Genomic DNA, 14,224 nt, shown 5'->3' with positions numbered 1-14,224 from the left:
TCATCCTGAGCCAGGATCAAACTCTCGAAAAAATTGACTGTCATGTTTATTGTATATATCTAGTTTTCAAAGAACTTAATGCATCATTCTAACTTATCGTTTTGAGTGATTGCCTAACTATTATAACACCATATTTAGAAATATAAAAATATTTTTTTATTTTTTTTCATAAATATCGATATCAAAAATATTTATCTTTTTAATTGAGTTTGTTTTTTTCTTCAAACCGTTTTTTTGTAATGTTATTATCACTGCATTAAATTGTGTATTATTTGGACTAACTTGAAATCTTTTTCTAGAACTAGGATCCAACATCTTATCACGCACCTCTTGAAAATTTGCACCAATAGCTGAATCAATTGGTCCAACAGTACCTGCATCAGTTATATAACAAGTACCTTTTGGTAAAATATGGTCATCATTTGTTTGAACATGAGTATGTGTTCCGCAAACTGCATCTATTGTTCCATCAACTTCTAGTCCAAGTACATATTTTTCACTTGTTGTTTCTGCATGAAAATCGATAAAGTGAAAATCTGTATCATTATATTCCATTAATTTATGTGCTGATTTTAGAAACGGTAAAGCTACAGACTCATTTCATGGATGGTTTAATTCGTTAAAAGTATTTCCGAGTAATGAACTAACTCTTAATAAAAAATCTTTTACTTTAAAAACTGAAGTGCCGTACCCCGGATAACTAGAGTCAATATTGAAAGGTCTTATAATATCTTTATTATTTATAATATTATATATATCTTCATTCGCTCAAACATGGTTCCCCATTGTGAAACAATTAACACCAATTTTTTTTAATTTATTATAGTCCTCTTGATCAAGACCTTTTCTACCTGTTACATTCTCACCCTGAGCAATAACAAAATCTATATTATTTTTTTTAATTAAATCTGGTAATATCTTTTCTACCGTTAATATTCCAGGAGCTCCAAATATATCTCCTATAAAAAGTATATTTATTTTATCTTGCATTTTATTCCTAACTATATTATAAAAAAATAATTTAAATAGTCTGATTACTTTAATCTTTGTTAATATTATATAATTTAATTAAATTTAAATAATAGAGATTTTATTTTATTGTTCTAATTTATAACGTTAATTTTTTTAAATTTAAAAAATAAAAAAATATTTTTAAAATTTCTTTGATTTTTTTTTATTGTGTTATAATAATTTAGCAACGAACGCAAAATATGCCCAGGTGGCGGAATGGTAGACGCAAGGGACTTAAAATCCCTCGATTGCAAAATCGTGCTGGTTCAAGTCCAGTTCTGGGTACCATTGTTATGCGTCCTTAGCTCAGCAGGTAGAGCAAATGGCTTTTAACCATTGGGTCAGAGGTTCGAATCCTCTAGGACGTACCATTTCAAGAAATTGACCAAATAAGCCATCTGGCTTATTTTTTTATTAAAAAACTACACTGTTTATTTAGTGTAGTTTTTTAATATGACTAATTAAATCTCTTTTAAAAATTATTTTTTCCAAATAATAATTTAAAACAGGTATAGATATAGCAAATATTATAAATACAAAATAAATCATTAATTCAAATCAACCCGGAAATAATATATTTGATCCTTTGTAAAAAACACCATAATTGTTTTTAAATTCTGAATTTAATAAATTAGAAAATATTGTCGAAAAATATGCTAATTCAATTGTTATGATTCCTAAAAAAGAAATTATTGATGCACTATAAAAAATAACTTTATTTATTTTGTTTGTCTCATTAATATTTTTTCTATTTTTAGAATATAAAACAATAATATATAAATATACTCCAAAAAATAAAACCGTAGGATAATTACTAAATAAATCTAAAAAAGCATCTGTATCTAATATTGAGCTTAGGGTGAATAAAATTATAAAGTAAAACAAAAATATAACAGAACAATAAAGTAAAGTACCTTTTTTTAGGCTCATTTTTTTTAAAACATAATTTGAACCAAATAATAATTCATTTGAAACCATAGATTCAATTTCGTTTTTATACGCAAATGTTAATCCATTAATAACACCAAAAGTAGAAATTAATAATAATGTGTAAATAATTTTTTCTATAACCTTACTTAATGATTGTGGTAAAGAATCTAACAAAATATCTTCAACCGTCTTTGCGTTATGCAATATAGAAGATAAAGCTATCAATGTATATAATATAGTAATTGATACCATACCAACTATAACTATAATTGGCAATCTTTTTTCCGATTTTTTTATTTTCTTACCGAACGATCCTACTAACAAAAAAGCATCATAAGAAAATAATACGGCGGGCAACGCAATTATTACACCCTTAAGAGTAAATGAACCATTTATGAAAGCATTTACTGGTTGATTTTCATTCGATAAATTGTGGGTCTTTGCTAAAAAAATACCAATTAACATTACTGCAAATAGCGGAATAAACTTTAAAATTGTAACTACTGATTGAAATATACCAGACGCACGTTGAGAGATTAACACTAGCGATAAAAAATAAAAACTAATAAATGCACCAACAATTAGATGAATTCAAATTTTTATTTTATTAAAATCAATTATTTTCATAACTGATAAGAAATAAAAAAATATTTCTGAAGCAAAACTACCTAATATTGTAAAAAGTAAACCAAAATAGAAAACTGCATAAGTTACCGAAATACCGTAAGATGTGCAACCAGGCTTTAATTTATGTATTCAATTAGATATTCCTGAAAAACTTTTGTTACGCATTGATCCTATTTCAGAAAAGCAAAGAGCAACCGAAATAGATATTACTCCTCCAATAATTCATGTTATTAATCAGCTTAAACCGTTATAATCTACCGCTTTTCCAACGGATATATTTTTGAAAAAAATCCCGATACCTACAACTGTACCAATTAACATCATCAATGATAGTAAAAATCCTATTTTTCTGTCACTCTTCATTTTACTCCTTAAGAATTATAATATTATTATAACTTTAAACAGGAATAACTTTATTTTTTAATTAAAAAATAAAAAAATAAGCCAAACGGCTTATTTGGTCAATTTCTTGAAATGGTGCGAACGAATGGACTCGAACCATCGACCTCACGATTATCAGTCGTGTGCTCTAACCAGCTGAGCTACGCTCGCATATATTGCTTTACTATTATAGCATATAAAGCACAATAGCAAAGCATTTTATTATTATAAAATTAACGTTTTGAGAATTGTCTTGCACGACGAGCAGCACGAAGTCCAGGTTTTTTACGTTCTTTAGCTCTAGCATCTCTTGTTAGCATTCCAGCTGCCTTAAGAGTTGAACGATAGTCAGCACTTGCTTCTAATAAAGCACGAGCGATACCTAATCTAATTGCTCCAGCTTGACCGCTTAATCCACCACCTGCAACAACTACTGAAACATCAAATGTTCCTTTTGTTTCAGTTAAATCAAATGGTTGGTTAGCGTCTTTTAAGTAAATATCTGATGTTAAGTATTCACGAGCTTCACGTTTATTAATTACGAATTTACCTGTTCCTGGTGTTAATCTAACACGTGCAACAGATGATTTTCTTCTTCCTAATCCACGATATTCAATATTTTTACTCATAATTATTTAACCTCTAATCTTTCTGGGTTTTGTGCTTGTTGTTTATGTTCTGGTCCTGCATATACAAATAAGTTACGACGTTGTTTGTTACCAAGTTTTGTATGAGGAAGCATACCACTTACAGCTTTTTCGATTAAAGCTGTAGGTCTTTTTACTCTTAATTTAGCTGCTGTGATACTTTTTAACCCACCAGGGTATCCTGAGTGTGAGTAGTAAATTTTTTGTTCTTCTTTTTTAGCAGTTAAAACGATTTTTTCAGCGTTAATAATAACTACATTATCACCCATGTCAGCATTTGGAGTAAAATCAGGTTTATTTTTTCCTCTTAATACAGAAGCAACATATGCTGCTAAACGCCCTAAAACTTGACCTTCAGCATCAATAACATATCACTTTTTATTTGCTTTTTGTGTATTAACAATTGTTGTTTGTCTCATACAACCTCCTACGTTAATTTTGAATTTTTTATGTTTTAATATTAAGTTGCCTTTTTATTATATCATAGATTTATTATTTAAATAATTTTTAATAACAAAATATATTTTTTTAAATTCTGAATAAATTACTAGGTTAATTGAAAGAATTATTGGTACAAATCAATATAATCAATTTTGACCATAAATATCTAACGAAATAATTTTAAAAACGCTTGATATTCCTGGTATAAAAGTGACCATTAGCATAGACAAAACAGAAAATGAACTTGCAAGATAAACTAACTTATATTTTTTAAATTTTGAAAAAACAATTGAAGATTTACTCATTAAATTTAATGAATTTAAACTTGCACCTACGCCTAATGTAATGAACATGGCACTTGAAGTTAATTTAACAAAATCTTCTGAACTTATCTTTGTATTTTTTGCTAACATTCCAACTAATCCGTATGATAATAACGAAGCAAAAGAAAGAACAATGCTTTGAATTATAAGCTCTTTAAACATACCATTAGCAAAAATACTCTCATCTCTCTTTGTGGGTTTATTTTTCATAACATTCACATCTGTTGGAGTCATACCTAATGCTATAGAAGGTAAACCATGAGTTAATAGATTTATCCACAATAATTGAGATGCAGACAAAATTATTACATCTGTGTTTTTAAATTCTTCTTTAAAAACAAAAGAAAATACAAATAACCCAAATAACATAACAATAATTTCAGTTATTGAAGAAATTAATAAATTTAATATAACAGATTTTATTCTATAGTATGTTTCTCTCCCACTTTTAACAGCTTTAACTATTGTACTAAAATTGTCGTCGGTTAAAATCATATCAGCAGCTTGTTTAGAAACATCTGTCCCGGTTATACCCATTGCTATACCACTATCACTACGTTTAAGAGCAGGAGCATCATTTACACCATCACCAGTCATAGCAACAACTTGGTTATGTGATTGTCAAGCATTTACAATTCTTAACTTATCTGAAGGAGTGACACGAGCATAAACTGAAATATGTTTAACTTCATTTTTTAGTTCTTCTTCATCCATGTTCGACAATTCCAAACCAGTTATTGCTCTATCTCCTTCAACAAAAATACCTAATTCTTTTGCAATTGCAACAGCTGTTGTCAAATGATCTCCGGTAATCATTATAGGCTTAATTCCAGCTTCAAAACCTTGTTGAATACTTTCTTTAACTCCTACTCTCGCAGGATCAACCATTGCAATCAAACCAACAAATTCTAGATCATTTTCGTCATCAAAATCAATAACATCTTTTTCTATCATTTTTTTGGCAATCGCCAATACTCTATAACTTTTATTTGATAATTCTTCAACCTTTTCTTTGTATGATTTATCTAAATTTTTTACTTTTGAGAAAATAACATCAGGAGCACCCTTTGTTATTAAAAAGTTTTGATTATTTTCTTTTAATAATACTGACATTAATTTTCTATCACTATCAAACGGTAAAGAATGTATTTTTTTAAAATTATCATAAATATTTTGGTCATTTATATTATGATCGTTTGCATAATATAAAATTCCTATTTCTGTTTGATCTCCGACTTCAACGAATTCACCTTTTTCGTTTTTATGAATTGTCGCGTCACAACACGCAACAAAGTATTCTAAAACTTTATTGTCAGTTAATGTTTTATTGTAGTTTATGAAATCTACAACTTTCATTTTATTTTCTGTTAATGTGCCCGTTTTATCAGAACATATTATGCTTGTAGAGCCAATTGTTTCTATCGCGGAGAATGATTTAATAATAACTTTCTCTCTAGTCATTCTTGCTACACCAATAGCTAATAAAACTGTTGTAAATGTTATTAAGCCTTCGGGTATAGCAGCAACTGCTAGAGATATCCCTATAACTGTTGCGTTTGAATATAATTCTGGTCTAGTTCAATTATTTGAAATAGATCCTTGTATAACTATTTGTAGTAAAGCAGTAACAAAAAGTAAAATAATTCCCGCAATACCAAAAATTTTACTTAATTTGTTTAATTTTATTTGTAACGGTGTTAAAGGTACTTTTTGCTCTTGAATTAAATTATTAATTTTACCTATTTCAGTTTGATCTCCGATAGCTGTTACAACCGCAATCGCTCTTCCTTGAGTTGAATATGTTCCTGAAAAAATTTTATTTTTTTGTTCCGCTAAATTGGTAACTTCAGTAGAAATAAAATTTGCGTCTTTTTCAACCGAAATTGATTCGCCTGTTAATGCGGATTCAACAACATAGAATGAATATGATTCCACTAATTGAGCATCAGCTGAAATAATATCTCCTGCTTCAATAACTATCAAATCACCCACCACTAAATTGGATGAAGGAATAGTTATCAACTTACCTTCACGATAAACTTTAGAGTATAATTCATTACTTTTAGAAAGCGCTTTTACCGCTTGATTACTCTTTATTTCTTGGTAAGTGCCTAACATCGCGTTTAATGCCACCACTATAAGTATTATAAATGGTTCAATGAAAGAAATTATTAATTCTGATGTTTTTTGGTTATTGTTGGTTATAGCTTCATATATCGCTACTCCAAAACTGAACGCAGAGGCTATCAAAAGTAAAATAATCATAAAATCTTTAAATTGTTCAACAAACATTTTAAAGATGCTTTTTTCTTTTTTTACACTAATTTTGTTATAACCATTTTTTTTGATTAACTCTTCAACCTCTTTTGTCGTTAATCCTTTTTTATTGATTATATATTCTTGATTAATCAACATTCCTCCTTAATATTAATAAAATCATACTAAAAAGTATGACTTCATTATTTTTCTGATAATAATAAATCAGAAACACGTCTTGCTGCTATTGCACCATCAGATGCTGCAGTTACTATTTGACGAATTTCTTTTGCTCTAATATCACCTGCTGCGAAAACCCCAGGCAAAGAAGTTTCCATAAATTTGTTTGTAACAACAAAACCTTTATTATCTAAAATTTCTTTATTTTTAACAAAATCTGTTGATGGCTCCATACCAATATATGGGAAAAATGAAGCTACTTGAATTGTTGATGTAGTTCCATCTTTATGTTCTATAATTGCATTTTCTAATGTTCCATCACCTTTAAGTGATAGAATTCTTGAATTTTTAAAAATGATAACATTTTCTTTTTCTAATAAATCGTTAACAAGTCTCTGTTCAGCTTTAAATTCTTCATCCTTAATTACTACATATACTTTCGAAGCAATTGTAGATAAATAACTAGCTTCTTCGATAGCGGAATTTCCATTCCCTAAAACCAATGAAGGTAACCCTTTAAATAAAGGGCCATCACAAATAGCACAAAAACTAGCACCTCTATTTAGAAAACTTTGGAAGTTTTCGATAAAATTAGGTTCAACATTTTTCATGCCTGTTGAAATTAAAACAGTTTTTCCATATATAACATCTCCGTTTTCTAATCTAACTTCATTATCAAACTTTTCGTTATGTTTTAATTCGACTACTTTACCGTATTTATATACAGCTCCGTATTTTTTTGAATGGTTAAAAAAGTTTAAGGCTAATTGTCAACCTTCTATATTTTCTGTACCAATTCAATTTTCAACTTTACTTGTTGTAGATAATTTTCCGCCCGGTGCACCTTTTTCAATAAAAATAACACTTAAATTAGCTCTTGATGCATAAATTGCTGCATTAAGACCTGCTGGACCACCGCCAATTATTACTAAATCATAAATTTTGTTTTGCATAATGCTCCTATTTATTTTTGAATTTTGAAATTATCTTCTTAAAGATGTGTTTAAACGATGTTACATTTACATAAGATAAATAAATTTCAGGGTTGGCGTATTGATATGTTGTAATACTTTGTATTTCTGATTTCTTAACTCTAATATATTTAACTCTTCCAAAGAATTGATAATAAATTACCAAAAATGCACCAAAGAGCACAAAACCTAAAGCAACATATTCGTACAATTTATATGATTCTTCACGTAAAGGCTCCATTCCCATACGAATTAACCCGTACCAAACTAAATACATACCAATATTTACTCCTGGTTTAAAAATTCAGAAATAGTTAAATATTCATACTAGAATTAAATACCCAATTAAGTTTGCTATTGCCTCGTATAAGAAAAGAGGGTATCTATATGCAGCCTCAATCCCTAGCTGATTAGTTACAGCATCGCTAATATACATATTATCAGCAAATGTTTTTCCTCAAATTAAAGAACTTGTACCAGTTCAATCTATTTTTCCATAAACCTCATGGTTAGCATAATTACCAAACCGTCCAATAAATTGTCCTATTAAAATTGTAGGTATTATTAAGGAACCTGCTTTTCTAATATCAACTACATCTCTCTTTGTATAAACGTAAGCTAAATCAACTATAATTGTTGTTACTAAACCACCTTGGATACTTAATCCACCTTCTCAAATCTTATACCACGCAGATCCTTTAAAAGGTTCATCTTGATAAATTAATTGCTCTATAATATAACCGAAACGTGACCCTATAATTCCCATAGGTATAGTAATTAAAATTAAAGTATAAACAACATCCATCTTTAATTTTTCTCTACGTCAAAAATAGATAACAGTAAGTATTGAAAGTAAATAACCTAACATCATTGTTAATGAATAGGTTTGGATTTCAAAAGTCCCAATTTGAATTAAAGGACTTCAAGGTCTACCTTCAAAAGCTGGTTGTGAAGGGATATATGATGCCATATTAGTCATTGCTTTTTAACCTCCTTTTTTCTATCTCATCTAAAACATTAACTCCATCATGTCGAGAAAGATACGAACTCACCGCCGCCTCAATCAAAGAAGCTGTAGAGCCACCTTCTTTGATTGGTATTTGTATCTTCTTAATGTTTCTTCCAAATATTGAATACTTAAGAAAATCAACACCTAAGCGATCGAATTCTTGTTGTTTGTCAGTTCTAACCAATTCAACTACTAAATTTATAATTGACGAAGGGGCTACAGATCTAATTCCATAAGTATATTTAATATCAATAATTCCAATACCACGTACTTCTAAAAAATTACGTGTTATTTCAGGAGATCTACCAATAAATAAATTTCCGGTATCTTTAATTAAAACAGAGTCATCACTAATTAGAACGTGACCTTTCTGAACCAATTCTAAAGCTGCTTCAGATTTACCAACACCACTTGAACCAATTATCAAAACCCCGGTTCCACCAATTAAAACTAAACAACCATGAATTTGTTTTTCTTCTGAAAAAAAGTTGTTTAAATATGAACCGACATTTGTTGATATATACGAAGAACTAGTTTGCGATAAAGTTACAGGAACATTATAAGTATCTGCAACCTCAACTATCCATTCTAAAGCTGGTTTTGTAACACCTTTAGAAAGCATAACCAATGGTGGTTTTTGTTTAAAAATATGCTCCAAAGCTTCACAAGCTCTAAATTTACCAATGCCTTGAAATCAAAGTGATTCAGTAGTACCTCAAGCAATTACGTTATTGCTAATACGATCGCTATTAACTTTTTCGGCCAAATCTAGACCTACACGCTTAATTGCTGGTTGATAAATATCGTTATATTCAATACTTTCTTTATTTTTGTTAATTATTTCCAAATTAAAAAAGTTAATTATTTTTTCGACATTAATCTTTTTTATATTTTTCATTAGACCTCGTTTATAATATTAAATTTATATTAATTATACTTTATTTTAATTATTTTTACTTAATATTTTATTAAGGAATTGACCTGTATAACTATTAGTATTTAGAGCGACTTGCTCAGGTGTTCCGCTAGCAACAATTCTACCCCCGTTAACTCCACCATCAGGACCTAAATCAATGATATAATCACAGTTTTTAATTACATCTAAATTATGTTCAATAACTAATACAGTATCTCCGTTATCTACAATTCTATTTAAGATAGTAATTAATTTTTTAACATCATGAACATGCAAACCTGTTGTAGGTTCATCTAGAACATACACAGTTTTTCCTGTTGGTCTTTTTTGTAAATATGTAGCTAATTTAACTCTTTGAGCTTCTCCACCAGACATTGTTGTTGACATTTGTCCTAGTTTTATGTATCCTAAACCAACGTCCTTTAAATATTTTAATTTATCAACTATTTTAGGATGTCTTTCAAAGAATATGAAGGCATCATCTACACTCATATCTAAAATATCATTAATATTTTTATTGTGATATTTTATTTCTAAAGTCTCTTTATTATAGCGTTTTCCGTCACATTGATCACACGCAATGTAAACATCAGGTAAGAAGTGCATTTCAATTTTTTGATATCCATCTCCTGAACATTTTTCACATCTACCACCAGGTGTATTAAAACTGAAACGACCTTTTAAATATCCTCTTATTCTAGATTCTTCTACATTTGCATAAACATCTCTAATGTCATCAAAAACACCTGTATATGTGGCCGGATTGCTTCTTGGAGTTCTACCTATTGGTGCTTGCGAAATAGGAACCACTTTATCAACATTGACTAATCCTTTGATACTATCAAATTTAATTTTTTTGTTTAATTTAGATGAATCTTTAGAAATCATATGTTGGATTCCTGATACTAAAATATCGTTAACCAAGGTACTTTTTCCTGAACCTGAAACACCCGTTACACCGACCAATTTACCTAGCGGTATTGTTACATTTATATTTTTTAAATTATTTTGTTTTGCTCCTAGAATTTCAATTTTTTGACCATTTCCGCTTCTTCTAGTTTTAGGAACCTCAATTTTTCACTCACCTGATAAATATTTTCCGGTAATTGAACTTTGTTCATTAATAATATCTTCTAATTGTCCGTTAGCAACAATTTGTCCACCTTCTGCTCCTGCAAGTGGCCCGATATCAACAATATGATCGGCGGCAAACATGGTATCTTCGTCATGTTCAACAACAATTAAGGTGTTACCTAAATCAACCATTTTTCTAAGAGTATCTATTAGTTTTAGGTTGTCCTTTTGATGTAGACCAATTGAAGGTTCGTCTAAAACATATAAAACTCCACTTAAATTTGATCCGATTTGCGTTGCTAATCTAATCCTTTGAGCTTCACCACCTGAAAGTGTTTCAGCACTACGATCAAGTGTTAAGTATTCTAAACCGACGTCTTTTAAAAATTTTAAACGATCTAAAATTTCTTTTACAACAAGTGAACTAATTTTTGTTTCTGAATCATCTAATTTCGAAACCGCATCTTCTACTTTTATTAATAAATCACCAATAGTGCTTTTAATATAATCAAAAATATTTTGATTATCTACCCTAACACTTAATGCTTCTTGGTTTAATCTTGCTCCTTTACATTTTAAGCAAGTAAATACACCCATATATTTTTTCAGATAATCTCTACGATTATCTGAAGAAGTTTCGTAATATGCTCTTTCTATCATAGTCATAATTCCGGGAACAGATTGTTTTTTACGATATTTATTTCCTGAAGTTGATTCTAAAACAAACTCTATTTCATCTTCTTCACTACCGTAAAGTATTCTTCTAAACTGCTCTTCACTCATCTCGTCAATAGGTAAATCAAAAGGAACTTTATAATGTTCTAGCATCCGTGCGTATCTTTGTCATTCCAAATTTGATGTATTAACTGTATTTTCGAAATATTTAATTGCGCCATGTTCGATAGTTCTTCAAGTTTCAGGTATTAATATATCAACATCAGGTTTGAATTCAACACCTAAACCTTTACAATTCTCACACATTCCATAAGGAGCATTAAATGAAAATAATCTTGTTTCAATTTTTTTAATTGAAAAATCCTTATAAATACATGCGTGTAATTTTGAAAATAATTCAATTTTATTTGTTGAAAGATTTTCAACTTTTACATAACCTTCTGATTTTTCGGTCGCAATATCAATAGCTTCCGAAATTCTATTATAGTTATCTTCTTTTACAACTACACGATCGATAACCAAATCAATGGTATGTTTTGTATTTTTATCAAGAATAATCTCGTCATCTAATTTATATAAAATTCCATCTACTTTTACCCTAAGGTACATTTCTTTTCTTAGTTTTTCAAGTAAATTTTGGTGAGTACCTTTCTCGTTATCAATTAATGGAGCATAAATAATTAATTGTGTGTTTTCGCCATATTCATAAATGGATTTTAAAATACTTTTTGTTGTTTGTGAAGTTATCTCAATATTATGTCTTGGACAATAAGCTTTACCAATAGTAGCAAAAAGAAGTCTAAAATAATCATATATTTCTGTTACTGTCCCAACTGTTGAACGTGGGTTATTATGAACCGTTTTTTGCTCAATAGAAATTGACGGGCTTAATCCATCAATTTTATCTACATTTGGCTTTTTAGTTCCGCCCAAAAACATTCTTGAATACGAACTAAGTGAATCGACATATCTTCGTCTACCTTCTTCATAAATAGTATTAAAAGCAAGTGAACTTTTACCACTACCACTAAGACCTGTAAATACAACTAATTTATTTTTTGGGATTGTTAAATCAACATTTTTAAGGTTATTCTCTCTGGCACCTTTTATAACTAAAAAATCATTTTTCATATCTTTTTACCTCTTTAATATATATTTTAACAATTATTTAAATAATAATTTATAAATTAAACCATTACTTTTATTAAAAAAACTAACAAAATTAATTTTTATTTAATATTGTTAGTTTTTATTTAGTTTATTAGCATTATCAGCTAAAATTTTGATTTTAGATATAATTTTGCTAATAGCCGATGAACTCATACGCTCCATTAATTTATCATCTAATATTCAAGCATTATAATCCATAAAAAATTCAATTGAAATACACTCTAAAATGATACCTTTTTCTATTCGTTCTTTTAAAAAATGTTCTTTATCGTAATTCGATAATTTAAATGGTTTTCCATCCGCTACATAGGCGTTGTTATATCAAACATAATAAATATTGTCTTTGGAGTAAATTTTGTATTTTTCAACCAAAAATAAAGATGCTTTATCATAATCAATGCTTTTTTTATCAAAAGTTAATAATTTTTTATAATCATTAACTTTAATTTTAATCATTTCATAATATTCATTTGATTTAATACTTTTAAAAATTAAATTTTCAATTTCTTCATGGTTTAAAGGTTTCTCTAGTATAAAATCATTGATAACTTGCACTAATCTCTCGTAATCTTGGTCTTTAAATTCGTGATCATTTTGAAATTGATTAATAATATTTTTATTAAATTTAGAAAACCTAACAGTGCCTCATTTTAAATTAGTAACATAAGCTCATAAGTTAGCTGCTCTTTGCTTGTTAACTTCTTTATCAAACTTATCAAAATAATTTAAAACACCATTAAAAGCTGCTCATTTTTTGTCATAAATCTTTGCAAATAAAATATCTATTGTTGGTAATTTTTTATCAAAATTATTGTATATGTAAGTAGATTTAATAATGGTAACTCTATTAGTTAAGACTTTTGCTTTTATTCCTGATACTGTAGTATAAACACTTTTATCTTTGTAATTTTTAAAAGTTGCTAATGTTTGTTTAAAATAAAAAGTAAATGATCTTTTTTTATGATCATATGTATAAACCAAGTTTGATAAATAACCATCGTTATAGAGTTTTTTCAAAAATGTTACCGCTCTATAATCATCAATATATATACATAATATTTTTTTATCTAGCTTAGATGATATAGTTACATCTACATTTAAGTGATTTAGAATTTCTTTCAAAGTTAAATCATTTATATTATATATTTTGCTATCGTTTTTTTCATTTAAAATGTTTGATAATCCAGGTCAAACGCTCAACAATTCTTTATTATTCATATTGTAATATCCTTTAAATTTGACTATTACTAGTATTATATCAATTATGTAAATATAATAATCTTAAATAAAAAAGTTATCATAATCAAATGTCTTGATTATGATAACAACTTTGTTGAATTGATTAAAAATAGTATAGCACTAAAGTACTATTCTTTTTTACTATTAATAATCTATAAAACCAAAAAGATTTAATATATTGTAAAAAAGAGACTTTAAAACGTTTTTTATGATATAATTTATTATCATTTAGTATAAAAATAATTATGAATAGGTTAATAAAATATGAAATTAATTAAATTAATACTTTTTTAGGTTGAGTGTAATTCCTTTAAATTTTTTCTTGTCAAATCTAAATTAAACATTTGAAAAATAAAAAAAATCAGATCCTAAAA

General features: G+C 28.0%; 10 protein-coding genes and 3 tRNA genes. 2 read left to right on the top strand and 11 right to left on the bottom strand.

The window, feature by feature from the left end; all coding sequences use genetic code 4:
- Positions 1-156: 156 nt before the first annotated feature.
- Positions 157-990, bottom strand: a complete 834-nt coding sequence (locus JXZ92_RS02440; protein WP_205852190.1) for a TIGR00282 family metallophosphoesterase — start codon at positions 988-990, stop codon at positions 157-159.
- 223 nt (positions 991-1,213) lie between these two features.
- Between JXZ92_RS02440 and JXZ92_RS02435 the strand changes: the two genes are divergently transcribed.
- Both JXZ92_RS02435 and JXZ92_RS02430 read left to right on the top strand, forming a co-directional pair.
- A tRNA-Leu gene (locus JXZ92_RS02435) sits at positions 1,214-1,299 on the top strand.
- 7 nt (positions 1,300-1,306) lie between these two features.
- Positions 1,307-1,382 (top strand) — tRNA-Lys (locus JXZ92_RS02430).
- Between the two features lie 64 nt (positions 1,383-1,446).
- On the opposite strand, the gene JXZ92_RS02425 is transcribed toward JXZ92_RS02430, so the two are convergent.
- The 10 genes from JXZ92_RS02425 to JXZ92_RS02380 all read right to left on the bottom strand — a co-directional run bounded on the left by JXZ92_RS02425 (position 1,447) and on the right by JXZ92_RS02380 (position 13,829).
- Complete coding sequence (locus tag JXZ92_RS02425) at positions 1,447-2,931, bottom strand: APC family permease (RefSeq protein WP_205852189.1); 1,485 nt, start codon at positions 2,929-2,931, stop codon at positions 1,447-1,449.
- A 112-nt stretch (positions 2,932-3,043) separates the two neighbouring features.
- Positions 3,044-3,120, bottom strand: a tRNA-Ile gene (locus JXZ92_RS02420).
- A gap of 62 nt (positions 3,121-3,182) precedes the next feature.
- A complete protein-coding gene (gene rpsI, locus JXZ92_RS02415; protein ID WP_174892553.1) occupies positions 3,183-3,578 on the bottom strand; it encodes a 30S ribosomal protein S9 in 396 nt (131 codons plus the stop codon).
- Between the two features lie 2 nt (positions 3,579-3,580).
- Positions 3,581-4,015: a 50S ribosomal protein L13 gene (gene rplM, locus JXZ92_RS02410; RefSeq protein ID WP_205852188.1), complete on the bottom strand. Its 435-nt coding sequence runs from the start codon at positions 4,013-4,015 to the stop codon at positions 3,581-3,583.
- A 57-nt stretch (positions 4,016-4,072) separates the two neighbouring features.
- On the bottom strand, positions 4,073-6,775 hold the full coding sequence (locus JXZ92_RS02405) for a cation-translocating P-type ATPase (RefSeq protein ID WP_205852187.1): 2,703 nt from the start codon (positions 6,773-6,775) through the stop codon (positions 4,073-4,075).
- A 44-nt stretch (positions 6,776-6,819) separates the two neighbouring features.
- Positions 6,820-7,749 (bottom strand): FAD-dependent oxidoreductase, encoded by a 930-nt coding sequence (locus tag JXZ92_RS02400; protein ID WP_241006950.1) that lies wholly within the window; start codon positions 7,747-7,749, stop codon positions 6,820-6,822.
- 7 nt (positions 7,750-7,756) lie between these two features.
- Entirely contained in the window at positions 7,757-8,746 is a 990-nt protein-coding gene (gene lgt, locus JXZ92_RS02395) for a prolipoprotein diacylglyceryl transferase (protein ID WP_205852186.1), read from the bottom strand.
- The gene (gene hprK / locus JXZ92_RS02390) at positions 8,739-9,674 is read right to left on the bottom strand and encodes an HPr(Ser) kinase/phosphatase (protein WP_205852185.1); all 936 of its coding nucleotides are present in this window, start codon (positions 9,672-9,674) and stop codon (positions 8,739-8,741) included. The genes lgt and hprK overlap by 8 nt, the downstream gene beginning before the upstream one ends.
- A 45-nt stretch (positions 9,675-9,719) precedes the next feature.
- A complete protein-coding gene (uvrA, locus tag JXZ92_RS02385) occupies positions 9,720-12,572 on the bottom strand; it encodes an excinuclease ABC subunit UvrA (protein ID WP_205852184.1) in 2,853 nt (950 codons plus the stop codon).
- Between the two features lie 111 nt (positions 12,573-12,683).
- Positions 12,684-13,829, bottom strand: coding sequence for a hypothetical protein (locus JXZ92_RS02380; RefSeq protein ID WP_205852183.1), 1,146 nt, complete (start codon positions 13,827-13,829; stop codon positions 12,684-12,686).
- Positions 13,830-14,224 lie beyond the last annotated feature (395 nt).

The sequence above is a fragment of the Mycoplasma sp. CSL10137 genome (assembly GCF_017116845.1).
Lineage (GTDB): Bacteria > Bacillota_I > Bacilli_A > Mycoplasmatales > Metamycoplasmataceae > Mycoplasmopsis.
This window is presented reverse-complemented; position numbering and strand designations above follow the sequence as displayed.